Genomic DNA, 16,050 nt, shown 5'->3' on the forward strand with positions numbered 1-16,050 from the left:
TTCTTTCCCGTCTCTTGATCAGTGAGCAATGTTTATGTCTTTGTCCTCGCACGCCATGCGATCACTCCTTATCCGATCTGCGATCGCAGCTATCGCTGGACTGTCTGTTTATGCTTCCTACGCCCCCCTGGGGTGGTTTTTCGCGGCGCCCATCGGGATTGCACTCTTATGCGGTGCTTTAGCTCCATGGAAGGGAAACCACCCGTCAGGTAAAACTGGTGCGCTCCTGGGTTTTACTTATTCCGTGACGCTTTTTCTGCTTCTTTTGCCCTGGATAGGTGAGTTTGTTGGAGCAATGCCCTACATTGCGCTTTCCACGTTTCTGTCCTTGTATTCCATTCCGCTGGGAATAGTAGGCGTCCGACTTTTACAACATCGTTTGGGATGGATCTGGTTCCCCTTTCTCATCGTGGCGGTGGAATGGGCACGGTCTAATTTTCCGTTCGGTGGTTTCGCCTGGGTTCGTACTGCGTGGGGCCAGATCGATGGCCCACTCGCAGAAGTAGCCTCTTGGGGAGGACCAGCCCTGGTATCACTTCTCACTGCGGTTATGGGAGCAGCACTCTGGCAATTCGTGATCAATGCCGCTTATCGACGCCAAACAGCGTCCATTATGGTCGCGGTTCTCCTAGTGGCGGGCGTCGCAACGCTCACGAACGGGCGAGCGCATGAACAGGGAACCGTGAAAGTAGCGGCTATACAAGGCAACGTTCCACGCTTAGGGCTCGATTTCAATGCTCAACGCCGGGCCGTGCTAGCCAATCATGTGAGGGAAACGGAAAAACTATCTGAGCAACCGGACCTAGTAATCTGGCCGGAAAACTCATCCGATGTTAGCCCGTTGAGCGATCAACAGGCCGGACAACTTGTTTCTCAGGCCGTGGCGCATGCACAAGCCCCTATCCTTGTAGGCACCATCACCAAAGATGCTGTGGGACATCGAAATTCCATGGTGGTTTTCGATCCGCAGACAGGCATAGGGGAGACCCACAACAAGAAATACCTTCAGCCCTTTGGCGAGTACATGCCGTGGAGAGATTTCTTTAGGAAACTCTCGCCATTGGTAGATCTGGCTGGAGATTTTAAACCGGGAGATGGCAACGGCGTTGTTCACATGACTGCCGCCACCACAGGACAAAACATAGCCGTAGGCATTGCCACTTGTTATGAGGTTGCATTTGATAAAGCCGGCCGCGACGCAGTTGCTGCTGGTGCTCAGATACTTACAGCCCCCACTAACAACGCTACTTTCGGGTTCACAGACATGACCTATCAACAATTGGCAATGAGCCGCATGCGGGCAATTGAATTCGATAGGGCAGTGGTCGTAGCAGCAACGTCTGGGGTCTCCGCGCTGGTCAAGCCCGATGGTTCCGTTATTTCTCAAACTAAAATATTCCAGTCTGCTACCTTGGAAGACGCGCTTCCTCTTCGCGACACGCTGACCTTTTCAGCTAGGTATGGCACCTATATTGAATACGCCTTGGTTATCATAGGAACCATGTGCGCTTTGTGGTCGTTGTTCTTTCAGAGCACAAGCACCGGTAGAGGAACCAGCCGCAAGCTGAAGCCTCGAACCGCTAAGCGCTAGTTTTAACCGCCTACCAAGGAGTCACTTAAAGCAATGACCAAGCCCAGCGATAAGACCCTGGTGATCATTCCCACCTACAATGAGCTGGAGAATCTTCCCCTCATCACCGGTCGTGTCCGTGAGGACGCTCCTGACGTGGACATTCTGATTGTCGATGACAACAGCCCCGATGGAACCGGCAAAGCAGCCGATGCTTTGGCAGAAAAGGATAGCCACATCAAGGTTTTCCATCGAGAGGGCAAAGGCGGCCTATGCGGTGCCTACGTGGCAGGCTTCCGTTGGGGCCTTGAGCGTGATTACACAGTGTTGTGTGAGATGGACGCAGATGGTTCTCACGCACCTGAGCAACTGCACTTGCTCCTTGACCAGGTAGACGCAGGGGCCGATCTTGTTATCGGTTCCCGGTACGTCCCAGGTGGCAAAGTAGTGAACTGGCCTAAAAACCGTTGGGTCTTGTCCAAGGGCGGCAACATCTACATTTCCGTTGCCCTTGGCGCCGGGCTATCGGATATGACGGCAGGGTACCGAGCCTTCAAGCGTGAAGTTTTGGAGGCTATCGATCTCGACGAGCTATCCAACACAGGTTATATTTTCCAGGTCGATATGGCGTGGCGTGTGGTACGCGCAGGGTTCGATGTTCGTGAAGTACCAATTACGTTCACAGAGCGCGAAATCGGGGAATCCAAGCTAGATGGAAGCTTTGTTAAAGATTCTCTCCTCGAAGTCACCAAGTGGGGACTCAACCACCGAAAAGAGCAGATCACTAACATCTACCGCGAAGGTTCTAAGCTGGCGAAGCACGAGATCGCTGCTTTCCGAAAATGCACATGATCTAATCTCAAACATACAAAAGTGATCACCCCACGCGATGCTCCTACGAGCTGCGTGGGGTGATCACTTTGAAAGATCAGTAAAATTACTGACTATTTGCTTGCGCTGCAGCTTCTTCCTGCTGCTGCTTCAACAATCGCGCAGCGTTACGACGACGCTTACGCAGGAGTTCAATGCGCTCTTCTAGAAGCAGATCCAACTCTTCGATAGAACGACGCTCACGAAGCATATCCCAGTGCGTACGCGGTGGCTTTGCCGGCTTGGATTCAACGCCTTCACCCTCCATGAGCGTTCCGACCTGGCCGTTTTTGCATAGCCACGTACCTGGAATTTCCGCGTCATGTGCAAAGGGTACGTCAAAGATCTCGCCGGTTTCTGTCTTATATCGAACCATCTGACGAGGAGCCAGGTCATGGTCCCTGTCGGTTTCGTAGCTGACAGCACCCATGCGGCTGCCGCGCAAAACACGATCTGACATAGGGGATCAGTCCTTTCCATCTCAAAGGGGCACGGCGAAGTCTCCATTACGGAGAAAACGCTCAAGGTCTTCCACTATAACGTACGAACCAGTAGTTTTTGTTCCTCAGGTTCCTTAAATAGGGGATCACTGCCTTACACGTAACTAATCCAGGTGGGTCTTGGTGGTTTACACTGAAGTGGATGTCTACTTCAAGGCTTAATACGTGTGCATGGTGCGGTAAAGAATTTGCTAGTCCTGGACGCGGACGTCCAAAGAAATTTTGTTCACATTCCTGCAGGCAGCGGGCATATGAACAAAGAACCGCGAGTATAGGACCAGCGGTACCAGAAAACGCAGTAGTATTACGACCTGAGCGAGTTAGTGAGCTACGCGACTCTTTATTTGAGCTTCGCTGCGCCGCAGAAGACATCGCCACCGCTAGTTCAGAGGGCGCCGATCCAACAGAGATGCAGCAACTTTGTTCTGAACTGGTCGCATTAGCTAAACAGATAGAGAAACTCAGGTAGAAGGATAACTAGCGCACCCATGGAAAAAAAGCATAAACTCATTGCACTTGGCACGGCAGTTATCGTTGTTCTTTTGTCTGTTTTTGCCGTTGCCATGGCAATTATCCCACTCGTCAACGGACCCGGTGTAAAAACCGAAGCTCTTGATGCATCCGACGCGAAGGCCGCCACAACCGACATCAACGGAACGTGGAAAGTTATCTATGGCAAGGCCCCAAATATCAGTTCTGCGGGGTTCACTTTCTACGAGGTGCTGCCGGCAGAAAAACGCGTTACCTCTGGATCAACCCAAAGTGTAACCGGCACGGTCGAAGTGAAAGATCAGAAGATCGTTTCAGGAAAAGTAGCCATTAACATGGCAGACATCCGCACTGATAACGATAAACGCGATAACAACGTGCGCGCCAAGATCTTTGAAGTGGAAAAATATCCGGAAGCAACCTTTGAGACCACCGGATCCACGGATGTTTCATCCATCCCTGAAGATGGAACAACAACGGAGATTACGATCCCAGGCAAACTTACTATTCACGGTAAGACGAATGCGATCTCTCCCAACTTCACGATCGTTCGCGACGGAGACACCGTCAAGCTTTCTTCAACTATCCCGATTAATCGTCTCGATTATGATGTGAACACCCCAGAATTCGCGGCCGCTAAAATTGATACGAATGGCGAAATCAACGTCTTACTTACCCTTAAGAAGAACTAGAGAGTCACTTATTCATGGCATCAAGGATGATCCCCGGACTATGGCTACGCTTCATCGTCCTTCTAGGTTTTGCTGCTTTCATGATCTATGAAAAGCTACCGTGGTTGGCAGTTTTTGCAGCTGTTTTTTCCGTTATCACGCTCATTCAGCTTTATTATGCATATCGAGAGCGGAGGAATACAGGAGACAACGTTCAAGGAGACCACCAATAGCTAGAAGACCTAGTACAAAAAAATACATGCCCTTTATTACGTCACAGTGACGTAATAAAGGGCATGTATAGTCTCTCGTCGTCGCTCCAGGAAAGACCGTAGGGTAGAAAACATCTCAAAGCCTGTCGTCGGATCAAACGTGAGCCAACAGTCAGCAGATTAAAGACCTCACAAAACAGAGGTCGCAAAGCTACAAAGGGATTTCTCATCGCTTTACGTTCTACATCAAGCCCGATGCGTCAATGATTCACACACAAAGGCGTACACGACGTACACACGGAGATCTAACAAAAATAAAGAACAGCACAGCATCGCATTCAGGTCTTGACGAGAGAGCTATAACATTTCCACAAAGGCGCGAAGCAGCTATACACATATTCATTGACCGTCAGATCTGTCAGGCATAACCCCACAGTACTAATTGTCCGATAATGTACATTATGTCATTTTAGATCTGTCCTGCTGGAACCCCTACCGCGATATATCCCATACCGGCAGCTGCAAGCAGTCGATACACAGACAACATCTAGACTGCTCGATGACGATTTCGCATGATGGCCGCAAAAATAGCGCCAGACACATTCGCGTACATTGCTGCGATCGCACCCGGCAATGCCGCCTCAGGAGAATAAAACTGAGCAGACATTGCGGCAGCAAGACCCGAATTCTGCGTAGCCACCTCAATAGACGTTGTCCGACATGCAGCCTCATCCTCTTTAAGAAGCTTCGCACTCACATATCCAAAGACAAAGCCAATGAAGTTCTGAAGCGCCACACCTACGACCACAATAAGGCCAACCACTGCCAACTTATCTCGCGCTCCAGACACCACAATCACCATGACAAACCCAATGACGGCAATGGAAAACCATGGAAGAACTGGCAGGATTCGATCAATAATCTTCCCCGCCAGCCACCTCAGCGCAAGTCCTGCAAGGACTGGCACTAGAACAACCTTGAGCAAGCTAACGGTCATCCCCACAGCATTAAGTTCCGCGCTGCGTCCAGTCAGCAGCACCATCAATGCGGGCGTGGCTAAAGGTGAAACCAGTGTGGATACCGACGTCATTGCAACAGAAAGTGCAACGTCCCCCTTCGCCAAATATGCGATCACATTAGAAGCCGTGCCGCCCGGCACGGATCCCAACAAAATAAGCCCAAAGGTGATGGCCTCGTTAAAGCCTAATGCGCGGGAAATCAACAACGCCGATAACGGCATCACAATAAATTGACATGCCACGCCCGCGATAATCGGCAACGGCCTACGTGCCACCTCGCCCAGATCCGGCAACGTGATTGTTAATCCCATGGAAAACATGATCAGCATGAGCATGGGATTAACCAGAGGTTTAAAACCTACAAACGTTTCTGGGGAAAGGTACGCAATGACCGCCCCTACGAGGATCACCAGCGGAAAACATACCACCGCCACCTTCGCCGAGCGCTCTTCTGCCGTAGCTCCCCCACGTTCGTTTTCCACATGTTCGTGACTATCGAGCATTGACATATCAACGACCTCACTTCATTTCGCTTTCGAGAAAGCCTAGCAATGTGTTCCATACAGTGGGATATAAATCCCAAAACCACACCCATGAGGGTGAAATTTCCCGTTTGTACACATTTTTGAGGCCATAAGTGCCATCTGCACGCTTACCCTGAGACTATGAAGAAGCTATTCATCCCAGATCCAGCCAATATTGGACAGCCCGCCAGGTCCACCTCTCAAGCCGATGCGGCAGGTCCTGAACTATTATTACACGGCACGCCCCCATGGCTCGTCGATAAGCTTTCCGCAATAGTAGGACGCAAGAATGTTTTAGGCTCGTTATCAGATCTCATCCGTTTTGCCTCCGACGGTTCTCCCTACCGGCGTATTCCTCAAGTAGTGGTTCGTCCGCGAAACGAGGATGATCTTTCCCAATTGATGGTTTTTGCCAAAAGTGAACAGCGGCACCTCACGTTCCGGGCCGCCGGAACCTCGCTTAATGGACAAGCCTCCAGTGATGACATCTTGATCGACCTCAAAACCCACTTTCAAGGCCTAGAGGTACTCGATGACGGCAAAAAGCTCTGGTCCCGCCCAGGCACAATCTTAGGTGATGCCCAAGCCGTCCTTGGCAGGTCGGGAGTCATGCTCGGCCCCGACCCCGGATCCACCTCCGTGTGTACGATTGGTGGCGTTATCGCAGATAATGCGGGAGGAATGCGCTGCTCAATAGAGCGGGACACCTACCATTGTATAGAACATGCCCGCATTGTTTTACCCAGTGTCTCGGTAATCGACACCGCACAAGGAGACGAGGCTTTCAAGCTTCAGGAACCTGAACTCCATCAGGGTTTACTCGAATTACGCGATCGCATTCGCTCAGATTCGCAACTTGTTCAACGCTTGCGTACCAAGTTTTCCATCCGAAACACTAACGGATTGCGTCTCGACGCTTTTCTCGACGAAGACCAACCCGTACGCATTTTACTCAAGCTCATGGTGAGTTCGGAAGGCACCCTCGGCGCCATAACAGAATCCGTTATCCGCACAGTTCCACTACCAAAGAAAAGGGCTGTGGCCTGGGTGATGCTTAATGACATTAGAGACGCAGCAAACTATGTCAGTCCACTCATGCAGACCGGAGCGGAAGCATGCGAATTGCTCGTTGCGCCTGTTCTTAAGCGGTCCGTCGGCAATTTCCCCGAAGCCCCTAGTTCTTGGGCCTCCATTCCAAACAACAGCGCTGCCCTACTTTTAGAAGTAGGTGGTGTTGATGAAAATGCGCTCGATAAGGCTATCGAACGTGCCACGGAGGTTTTATCCGAGGCACGACTCATCGCTCCGCTTCAGTTTGATAAGACCCCAGAGGGACAACGCGGAGCGTGGCACATCCGCAACGGACTTTTGGCGTTATTGGGTCAGATCGCCCTCAGGGAACGGCCCTCATTACTGAAGACGTCTGCTTCCCGCCCGAAAGAATTGGTGAAGCTGCCGCCGATTTGCTCGATCTACTTGCCACGTACGGGTATCCCGAAATGGTCATGGGCCATGCAGCTTTTGGGAACTTGCACTTCTTCATCCTCCCGCACTTTGGCATGCAAGAAGAACGTGAAAATATGCCAGATTCCTTGATGATCTGGCGAGCCTCGTTCTTGATGGTTATGACGGTTCGCTCAAGGCAGAACACGGAACCGGCCTCAACATGGCCCCCTTCTTGGAACGCGAATGGGGAACGCAGGCCTGGAACCTCATGTGGGAAGTAAAACATCTTCTGGACCCAGTTGGGATACTCTCCCCTGACGTCAAGCTCACAAAGTCACAGGATATTCACCTCAAGAATTTTAAGACCTTCCCGCAGCTAGAAGAAGAGATTAATCCTTGCGTTGAATGCGGCTTTTGCGAACCTGTGTGCCCTTCTCGGCATGTCACGGTAACACCCAGGCAGAGAATCGTATTACGTCGAGAAATGGCGCGACAAAAGCAGGACTCCCCTGTACTGAAAAACTGCAGGAAGAATACCAATACGCCGCAATCAATATGTGCGCTGCAGACGGAGTGTGCTCCATCTCCATCGCCTGCCCGATCAGTATTGATACCGGAAAAGTGATGAAAGGCTTCCGATCTGCACAAACGACGCGTACTGCGCAAAAAGTCGCCTTATCAGGCGCACAAAAATGGGACGTCGTGGAAAAACTAGTCCGCGGTGGGGTTATAAGCGCCCATGCTCTTGGCACCAACACAATAAAAGTCCTCTCTGACACAGCTCGCGGGGTCATCAATCCCGATATCCTTCCCACTATCCCCGGCGAACTCCCCAAAGCAGCCCAACGATTGCCTAGCACCTAACGCGAGGGAGCTCGTGCGGTGTATTTTCCAGCGTGCATCAACAGAATGTTCGGACCTTCGCAGCATTCTGCCCCTGGCTCTCTTGATCTACCCCACTCCATCGTGGAGCTGGGGCGCCGAACCGGAGCACCCGTATGGATCCCAGAAAACGTCGCGGGGCTTTGCTGCGGCACGCCTTGGTCTTCAAAAGGATACGACGAGGCTTTCGCTTTTACAGTTGGATCACTGGTCAATGCCATGTGGAACTGGTCTTCCCAAGGCGAACTTCCCATCATTATCGATGCGTCAAGCTGCGTTCATGGACTACTAGACCATGCTCCCGACGCCCTTGACGGAGAAGACCTGCAACGATTCCACGCGTTAAGAATCTTGGACGTGGTGGAATGGCTCGACGCTGAAGTTATCGATCACCTTGCAATTACGGAAAATATAGGAACTATCGGGCTGCACCCTACGTGTTCCATCCAGCACATGGGGTTGGTCGACACGCTTACTCACGTAGCAGCCGTCGCAGGGACAGTGACGATTCCCTCCGGCGCACATTGCTGTGGGTCTGCCGGAGATTGAGTCATGCTGCATCCGGAACTCACGGAATCCGCCACTCGCGAGGAACGCGTCGCGCTCGACACAGGGAATTTTGATTGCTTTGTAGCCTCCAATCGCACGTGTGAGATGGGGCTTGAGATGATGTCTGGAAAGCCCTTCGAGCATGTGGCAACTCTCCTGGAACGAGTCTCCCGACCAGTAATATCCCCTTAAATAGGTAAAGGTTTTATCTCCACACCTTTCCAGCCACATCGTAGTGACCTGCACCATTTGGGCAGGTCACTACGCATTTCACCTGTTTCATACGATCTTTCCCTTCCTATGCACCTTCCCACACTCCACAAAATCCCACAAAATCCCACAAAATGATATTTACATCCCACACTGCGGGAAGCTATGTTAGGGGTTCCACCCTCTCGGATGGATATCGATGCATAAGGAGTGTGATGATGAGCTCATCGACCGCCCCCGCCACGGCGGAACGCAATACCCATGGGACAGCACGTCCAAAAGTAGATAAAGCCATGAGACGTAAAATCATCACCGCTTCCCTGGTGGGAACTACCATTGAGTTCTACGATTTTTACGCTTATGCCACAGCCGCGGTTGCGGTGTTTCCCCACCTGTTCTTCCCCAAAAATGAAGATCCAACCGTTGGCTTGCTCGCGTCTTTTGCCACTTTCGGCTTGGCCTTTGTAGCCCGCCCATTGGGCTCTATCATTTTCGGGCACTTTGGGGATCGTATTGGACGAAAAGCCACTCTCGTAGGTTCCTTGCTTACGATGGGCATAGCCACTTTTCTTATTGCATTCCTGCCCACGTACGCCCAAGTAGGTATAGCCGCACCCGCGCTTTTGGCTCTCATGAGGTTTTGCCAAGGTCTAGGGCTAGGAGGCGAATGGTCAGGAGCTGCTCTTTTGGCAACTGAAACAGCCGAAAAAGGCAAACGCGCATGGGCCGCAATGTGGCCACAATTAGGAGCTCCTTTTGGTTTCCTCCTGGCCAACGGTTTCTTCCTGTTTTTGGTCACTACCCTGGGACACACAAACGGCGATCTTGAAGGCGCTTTCATGACATGGGGTTGGCGGGTCCCCTTCGCGATGTCTGCAGTAATGGTGATTATCGGTTTATGGGTTCGCTTTACCCTTGAAGAAACCCCTGTCTTTAAAGCAGCAGTAAAGTCCGGCAAGAAGGTAAAAACTCCGCTGACCGAGGCTTTCAAGACAGCTTGGCGCCCCATGATCTTGGGGACCTTCATCATGCTGAGCTGCTACACACTGTTTTACCTAGTCACCACATGGGTACTCTCCTATGGCATCGGCAAAAAAGATCTTGGCCTGGGCCTTGGAATCCCCTATATCGACTTCCTCAAACTCCAGCTTATTTCTATCGTCGCTTTCATCATTGGTATCCCTCTGGCAGGACAAATGGCAGATCGTCGCGGCCGAAAGTCCTCGCTCATTGGTATCTCGATAGTCATGATTGTTTTCGGGTTGTCGTTTAAGCTCTTCCTCAATCCCGCAACGGCTACCGAGGGCAGCGTCTTGGCTTTCCTCGCGATCGGAATGTTTATCATGGGCCTCATCTTCGGCCCGATGTCTGCAGTCCTCCCAGAGCTGTTCCCCACCAATGTTCGGTACACGGGATCGGGAATTAGTTACAACGTTTCATCCATCCTGGGTGCTGCGGTGGCTCCCTTCATTGCTACTGCCCTTGTTCATTCTTATGGGGTCGGAGTGGTCGGAATCTACCTCATTGTCGTATCACTCATCACGCTAGTCGCGGTTTTCTGCATGAAAGAAACACGGCATTTTGACATGTCCGAGATCTAGCCCCTAGCAAATAAACACAATGCACCCCTGTGCGTGATCAAGATATCAAGGTCATGGCGCATGGGTGCATTGTGTCGTTTTATTGCTTATCGACGTCGCCTGCGGTTCCTTGTTGTCGCCGTGATCTGCACAGCGTCCAGCGCTCCAACGCGGAACAACGCTTCCCGAATAGCCAATTGGAATACCCATAGCCGCCGGTATACCGGGTCAAAACCATCTGCAGCGGCCTCCCGCAGGAGGCCTTCAAATGTGGCTCGCTGCAGGCGCAGCCCTTCCTGATAATGGCCCCCGACATGTGTTTCCGCGGTGATTCTCAAATCTGAGGAGACGTCGAAAAGCTTATGTACGTTCTCCATCGTCATAAGGTCTAAGGCTGGCCAAATATATGCTTTGCACACATTTAACGCACTTGTGGCAACATCCGGCATGAGTCCAGTCAGCACCACGGATTGCGCCGCAAGATAACCACCCGCGGTAAGCAGGCGATCAAGTGTTTGCACATAGCGTTTGCGCATCCGAGGACCCATAAACTCAAGCTTTTCTACGCTGGTAATCACGTCATAGCTCATGGGCCATGCAGCAGCTTCTGGCATCGAGGTATCAAGCAACTCCACATGGATGCTACCCTCGACTTTCGCGAGATCTAGCACGTACTTCATGTCTTGAGAATGTTCACGATCAGCCGTCAAGACGTCAACGGTTGCACGCCGATGTGCCGCATTGATGGCTAAGACAGGCCCAGAACTGGGGAAATCAAGGAGATGTGTCCCTGCATGCACGTGTGCTGCGTCGAGAAGCATCGTTGTTGCTCGTAGCTGTCCGTCCCCGAGGTCGGCTTTCTCCACTATTGTGGGGTCACTCACCGTAGTGACGTCTACAAAGTGACTCGCTGGTTCGTTAGCTTTTCCCGCGCCTCTGACAAAACTTCTTACGGAAGTTCTCTCTGTGGTGGGAACACCCGAGGAAAAGACGGTCCCATGAACGCTCATTCCGTCCCCAGAAAACAGCCTGACAAGTTGTGGCGGAATCTCTTTCCCCTGGTATTCGCCCCCTAACGAGGCATGGGAGCCCTTCGGGTTATACCCCACAGCAAAAAGCTTTACTAGTACGTCAACCAGCCGCTCAGACGTCCATTCTTCCGCCATGTAGCCTTCGGCAAGCCCAAGCCAGCCAGCCGCAGCTATTCGACGAAACAAGGTTTCCTCTACTACAACGAGATCCGGGTCCTCACCGTCAAGACGCAAGCCGGCTTTGAAACAAGCAGCAGCAAACTCTGATTCCGCTTTACGCGCCTTCATTGTAATCCGAAAGCCCTCAGGCACAGTGGCTATGCTTGGCCACATTTCGGCGTCGATACGCACAAGATGATCACGCGAGCCTGAATGTCCTTTCACAAGGGACAAGCTTAGTGTGAGCGAATCGTTTATGAGCGCAGACGCGCGAAGCAGGGAGCGGATGATGAATTACCAGCCAAGTAGGACTACCATAAAGAAGTCGCTCAAAAGCGGGCGAAAATCACACTAGCGAATGACTTTTTTCACTTTTTAGTCGAGGAGACAGTTTTCAATGTCTGACAACCCATTTCGCCCTGAAGGCGGCCGCCATCACGTCGTCGTGATTGGCTCCGGCTTCGGTGGTCTATTCGCGGTCCAGAACCTCAAGGATGCTGACGTCGATATTACTTTGATCGACCGGACAAACCACCACCTTTTCCAGCCGTTGCTCTATCAAGTAGCAACCGGCATCCTTTCCTCGGGTGAAATTGCCCCCCAGACACGCCAAGTCCTGCTCAAACAGGACAACGTCAACGTTGTCAAAGCCGAAGTCACCGACATTAATACCTCGGCTAAGACAGTGTCTGCGTCACTTGGCGAGTACTCCAAGACCATCGAGTATGACTCCCTGATCGTGGCCGCCGGTGCAGGGCAGTCCTACTTTGGAAATGATCACTTCGCACAGTATGCCCCAGGTATGAAGACGATCGACGATGCCCTTGAACTACGTGCGCGCATCCTCGGAGCCTTCGAGCGCGCAGAGATCTGCGATGATCCTGCCGAGCGAGACCGTCTTCTCACCTTCGTGATCGTTGGCGCAGGTCCTACAGGTGTTGAACTGGCGGGTCAGCTTGCAGAGATGGCGCACCGGACGTTGGCAGGCGAATACACTCGCTTCAACCCCGCCAATGCAAAGATCATCCTCCTTGATGGTGCCCCCCAGGTTTTGCCGCCTTTTGGCAAGCGTCTGGGATGTAACGCTCAGCGTGAGCTCGAAAAGATTGGTGTGACAGTTAAACTCAACGCCATCGTCACCGACGTTGATGAAAACTCAGTCACCTACAAATCTACGACGGATAACTCCACCCACACCATCAACTCTTTCTGCAAGATTTGGTCTGCTGGCGTCGCCGCTTCCCCTTTGGGTAAGGTTCTCGCCGATCAGCTCGGAGTGGACGTTGATCGCGCTGGACGCGTCCCCGTTAACCCGGATCTCTCTGTAGGCAGCGAGAAAAATGTCTTTGTCATTGGTGACATGATGTCGCTAAACAACCTTCCCGGTGTCGCGCAAACCGCTATCCAGGGTGGCGCGTATGTTGCAGAACAGATCGCAGCCGAGGTTGAAGGACGCAGTGCCGACGAGCGCGAGCCTTTTGAATATTACGATAAAGGCTCCATGGCTACCGTCTCTAGGTTCAATGCCGTGGTCAAACTTGGAAAAGTTGAGGTCACAGGCTTCATCGGGTGGGTCATGTGGCTCTGCGTCCACCTCATGTTCCTCGTCGGTTTCCGCAACCGCGCGACTGCAGCTTTCTCATGGGGAATCAACGCGCTGTCACGTAAGCGCTGGAACTTGGCGACCACTCGCCAACAGCTGCATGCACGTGGCGCGCTTGCAGAGCAGGATAAAAATTTGGAAGCCAAAAACTAGTAATCGACTTCCTGCGTGAGGTAAGGCCCCTTGCTACATGAAAATTTTCATGTAGCAAGGGGCCTTACCTCATTGGGACTTAAACTCTTTGGTTTCCGTCTTCTCGTTGTTGGAACCTACCGAGAAGGAAGAAACTTACTATCAAAGCAACAAAGCTGACCACCAGAGTTATATGCAACGGCGGCTCATCTATTACAAAAAGAAGATGTCTCCATGGCGTGTTTTCTAAGCTTTGCCACACTATGGTTTGAACAAGGAATTGCGCAATGAGTAGCAGCATAAGCGTATCTGTGCGTACAAATCCGCCGACTCCTATGCACAATCCCAGAGTGACAGTAGCTGTAGCTATATACGCAAATCGTGCACCATCATCTGCACCTAATGCAGCCATCCAGAGCAACCCCCACAGCACTATGAAAATAACGCCGTTAACCCATTTCCATGAATGCGATGAACCCTGCTCTAACCGCGATATCTCATTGCGAAATATCAAAACAACGTTAAAAGCGTAGGCTGTTCCAACAACGCCATTGAGAGTTACAGCATGCAAGCCACTGAGCCACGGTATATTAACGACCGTACTTCCAGCACCGTAGACTGCAAACATCACAATACCAGTTAATAGACAGGCCTCCCACAGTTTATGACCTCGGCAATAAAGAATCGTCCGTGATCGCATCATATTATCCTTGTACCGGACATAAAGCTTGACTTAGACGCTGCTCAACTTTGCTTATTTCAATCTGTTCTGCTGGATTCCACGGAAGAGTACTTCGCACAATGCCTATTTCCTGTGCACTTACTCCGCACAATTGACTGCCGGACCGAGCTAGCTCTAATGAACCAATGTAGTCAACGTAATCCCCCAGCACGCCTTCGAGAGACCGCTGTCCGCTGAATTCTAGATTTTGCTTCGAGACATCACCCCACGTCGCAGGACCATCTGCATAATGTTTCCATTCCAGAGGTGCGATGTGCCTAAAAATTTCGCGAGCTTGTGCATTGAGGTCCACGCTGTTCTTCGATACCTCTGGCCATGCACAGACATCATCAGTGCAGACCATATCTGAACGATCACGATCAATCACACCAAATGCATTCACGTTGCTGTTGATTAAGCCGCTTCCGATAAGGAATGCCAAACCTGTTATAAAGATCGGCATTGCATTAATCGGTCTAACTTTGAAACCAATAGCCAATCCGATCACCATGAGAGCAACGCTTACTACTGTTCCCGCTGCTACAAAGATAGCGCGGCTGTCTAAAACAGAATTTAGTGAACAGCAAGCAATCAGGTCGCCGACCATTCGGCGCACTGCCCCAGGTGGAGCCGCTGAAGGAAGCAATGCATACCATGTGTAGGCAGCAGCTGCAGAAAGGCTGACAGCGATTAACGGCCTAAGTATCAAACCAAATGTGCATCCTATAGCTACCCAACTTATACCCACGGCATACGAATAGGAGACCATTTCTAGAAATGTTATTGAATACAAGAAACGTAAGTTGTTTCCTAAAAATAACACCGCTAATAAATAACCTATTGTCGGGAAAAAAGAAAACAGCAAAATTCTACTTACAATAATTTTGCGGATGGCACTACTACCAAGATTGATAACAGCTTGAAATCTAGACATTTCCCATGCAACGGCAGCGGCAGTAGCTGGGGCCATGATATAAAAAGTAAGCGTTGACTGACCCAAGACAGTTTGGCTATAACCTGATGCCTCTATGCTTGATAGAGGCATCAAACACAGCACAGAAGAAATAGCGCATAGCCACAAAGAAGGACGCTTTATCCAATGCGCTCGTTCGTATATAGCAGTGATTTTTTGTTTGCTCAACGGATCTAGTGCTGCACTAGGTTCATCCAAAAGCAACGTATCCGAGCCTGAATTAAGAGCTGTGGAAATTGCTAAGCGAGCACGCTCGCCACCACTTAAGCTTTCACATCGTTGGCGTTCAGCATGGGAAAGGTCTACAAAATCAAGCCAGCTTGCGCAATCTCTGCGTGCATTTTTCCAAGACTGCCCCCGTAACCAAGCAACATAAGAACAATATTCAGCACAGGTAAAACCAACAATTGGACGGAAAGTTTGTTCTACACTAGCCACCACCCCAGAATTGCTCACTGTCCCTACATCTGGTTTTATTTTCCTTCCCAGAATTGAGAGAAGCGTTGATTTACCTGCCCCATTAATCCCCAATAGCAGCGTAGGCCGTTGGTCTATTACGAGTTGAGAAATATCAAGAATACTTCTCTTCGAACGGGTGACTTTAATTCCTTCAATATTAATAAACAATCTTGAGCCAATCGACGGTTGATCTATTCCAGTCAAAAATTCCAACGTGGGTTGAGTAGCCACCATTAGGGATCGATATCCCTGTTTACTAAACCCAAGATTTTGATTTGGATTTCAAGATAGTCTTCTCTACAGGGAAAGCGCTAGATACTGTTACCCAATATAAGAAAATCAACACATGCCTGGGGAGTCAGAACCTGTATCTTCCTATCTTTCACTTTCAGGTACCCGCGTAACGTTATCCTAGTCATGAAGTTACACGTGGAAATTTTATAAGCAAAA

Annotated in this window: 12 protein-coding genes and 1 pseudogene; 8 read left to right on the top strand and 5 right to left on the bottom strand. The window is 50.8% G+C overall.

Annotated features, from left to right (window positions below; translation table 11 throughout):
* Positions 1-34: 34 nt before the first annotated feature.
* Together lnt and ET810_RS03765 are read left to right on the top strand one after the other, a co-directional pair.
* On the top strand, positions 35-1,591 hold the full coding sequence (lnt, locus tag ET810_RS03760; protein ID WP_134315897.1) for an apolipoprotein N-acyltransferase: 1,557 nt from the start codon (positions 35-37) through the stop codon (positions 1,589-1,591).
* Positions 1,592-1,624: 33 nt separating this feature from the next.
* The gene (locus ET810_RS03765) at positions 1,625-2,422 is read left to right on the top strand and encodes a polyprenol monophosphomannose synthase (RefSeq protein WP_087453952.1); all 798 of its coding nucleotides are present in this window, start codon (positions 1,625-1,627) and stop codon (positions 2,420-2,422) included.
* An 85-nt stretch (positions 2,423-2,507) separates the two neighbouring features.
* Here the strand turns inward: ET810_RS03765 and ET810_RS03770 are convergent, their stop codons facing one another.
* Positions 2,508-2,900, bottom strand: coding sequence for an RNA polymerase-binding protein RbpA (locus ET810_RS03770; RefSeq protein WP_087453951.1), 393 nt, complete (start codon positions 2,898-2,900; stop codon positions 2,508-2,510).
* A gap of 182 nt (positions 2,901-3,082) precedes the next feature.
* Here ET810_RS03770 and ET810_RS12415 point away from each other — a divergent pair, with 182 nt between their 5' ends.
* From ET810_RS12415 to ET810_RS03785, 3 genes are read left to right on the top strand one after another with little or no spacing between them, the layout of a single operon-like run.
* Positions 3,083-3,409, top strand: a complete 327-nt coding sequence (locus tag ET810_RS12415) for a hypothetical protein (protein ID WP_087453950.1) — start codon at positions 3,083-3,085, stop codon at positions 3,407-3,409.
* A gap of 19 nt (positions 3,410-3,428) precedes the next feature.
* Complete coding sequence (locus ET810_RS03780; protein ID WP_087453949.1) at positions 3,429-4,121, top strand: YceI family protein; 693 nt, start codon at positions 3,429-3,431, stop codon at positions 4,119-4,121.
* Between the two features lie 14 nt (positions 4,122-4,135).
* The gene (locus ET810_RS03785) at positions 4,136-4,333 is read left to right on the top strand and encodes a hypothetical protein (protein WP_087453948.1); all 198 of its coding nucleotides are present in this window, start codon (positions 4,136-4,138) and stop codon (positions 4,331-4,333) included.
* 526 nt (positions 4,334-4,859) lie between these two features.
* On the opposite strand, the gene ET810_RS03790 is transcribed toward ET810_RS03785, so the two are convergent.
* On the bottom strand, positions 4,860-5,840 hold the full coding sequence (locus ET810_RS03790) for a bile acid:sodium symporter family protein (RefSeq protein ID WP_087453947.1): 981 nt from the start codon (positions 5,838-5,840) through the stop codon (positions 4,860-4,862).
* Between the two features lie 156 nt (positions 5,841-5,996).
* On the opposite strand from ET810_RS03790, the pseudogene ET810_RS03795 reads away from it, so the two are divergent.
* A pseudogene (locus tag ET810_RS03795) lies at positions 5,997-8,924 on the top strand (FAD-binding and (Fe-S)-binding domain-containing protein).
* A 233-nt stretch (positions 8,925-9,157) separates the two neighbouring features.
* The gene (locus ET810_RS03800; RefSeq protein ID WP_134317658.1) at positions 9,158-10,543 is read left to right on the top strand and encodes an MFS transporter; all 1,386 of its coding nucleotides are present in this window, start codon (positions 9,158-9,160) and stop codon (positions 10,541-10,543) included.
* A gap of 86 nt (positions 10,544-10,629) precedes the next feature.
* Here ET810_RS03800 and ET810_RS03805 read toward each other — a convergent pair whose 3' ends face one another.
* On the bottom strand, positions 10,630-11,937 hold the full coding sequence (locus tag ET810_RS03805; protein ID WP_087453945.1) for an SAM-dependent methyltransferase: 1,308 nt from the start codon (positions 11,935-11,937) through the stop codon (positions 10,630-10,632).
* Between the two features lie 172 nt (positions 11,938-12,109).
* On the opposite strand from ET810_RS03805, the gene ET810_RS03810 reads away from it, so the two are divergent.
* Positions 12,110-13,468, top strand: coding sequence for an NAD(P)/FAD-dependent oxidoreductase (locus ET810_RS03810; RefSeq protein ID WP_087453944.1), 1,359 nt, complete (start codon positions 12,110-12,112; stop codon positions 13,466-13,468).
* A 79-nt stretch (positions 13,469-13,547) separates the two neighbouring features.
* Here ET810_RS03810 and ET810_RS03815 read toward each other — a convergent pair whose 3' ends face one another.
* Positions 13,548-14,075, bottom strand: a complete 528-nt coding sequence (locus ET810_RS03815; protein WP_225870105.1) for a hypothetical protein — start codon at positions 14,073-14,075, stop codon at positions 13,548-13,550.
* Between the two features lie 76 nt (positions 14,076-14,151).
* Complete coding sequence (locus ET810_RS12420; RefSeq protein ID WP_225870093.1) at positions 14,152-15,834, bottom strand: ATP-binding cassette domain-containing protein; 1,683 nt, start codon at positions 15,832-15,834, stop codon at positions 14,152-14,154.
* Positions 15,835-16,050: the final 216 nt, after the last annotated feature.

The organism is Corynebacterium silvaticum (genome assembly GCF_004382825.2).
Lineage (GTDB): Bacteria > Actinomycetota > Actinomycetes > Mycobacteriales > Mycobacteriaceae > Corynebacterium > Corynebacterium silvaticum.

Coding starts and splice junctions, on each gene's coding strand:
- ET810_RS03790 (WP_087453947.1), bottom strand. CDS start 5,840: ATGTCAATGCTCGATAGTCACGAACATGTGGAAAACGAACGTGGGGGA.
- ET810_RS03765 (WP_087453952.1), top strand. CDS start 1,625: ATGACCAAGCCCAGCGATAAGACCCTGGTGATCATTCCCACCTACAAT.
- ET810_RS12420 (WP_225870093.1), bottom strand. CDS start 15,834: ATGGTGGCTACTCAACCCACGTTGGAATTTTTGACTGGAATAGATCAA.
- ET810_RS12415 (WP_087453950.1), top strand. CDS start 3,083: ATGTCTACTTCAAGGCTTAATACGTGTGCATGGTGCGGTAAAGAATTT.
- ET810_RS03780 (WP_087453949.1), top strand. CDS start 3,429: ATGGAAAAAAAGCATAAACTCATTGCACTTGGCACGGCAGTTATCGTT.
- ET810_RS03815 (WP_225870105.1), bottom strand. CDS start 14,075: ATGTTTGCAGTCTACGGTGCTGGAAGTACGGTCGTTAATATACCGTGG.
- ET810_RS03800 (WP_134317658.1), top strand. CDS start 9,158: ATGATGAGCTCATCGACCGCCCCCGCCACGGCGGAACGCAATACCCAT.
- lnt (WP_134315897.1), top strand. CDS start 35: ATGTCTTTGTCCTCGCACGCCATGCGATCACTCCTTATCCGATCTGCG.
- ET810_RS03785 (WP_087453948.1), top strand. CDS start 4,136: ATGGCATCAAGGATGATCCCCGGACTATGGCTACGCTTCATCGTCCTT.
- ET810_RS03770 (WP_087453951.1), bottom strand. CDS start 2,900: ATGTCAGATCGTGTTTTGCGCGGCAGCCGCATGGGTGCTGTCAGCTAC.
- ET810_RS03810 (WP_087453944.1), top strand. CDS start 12,110: ATGTCTGACAACCCATTTCGCCCTGAAGGCGGCCGCCATCACGTCGTC.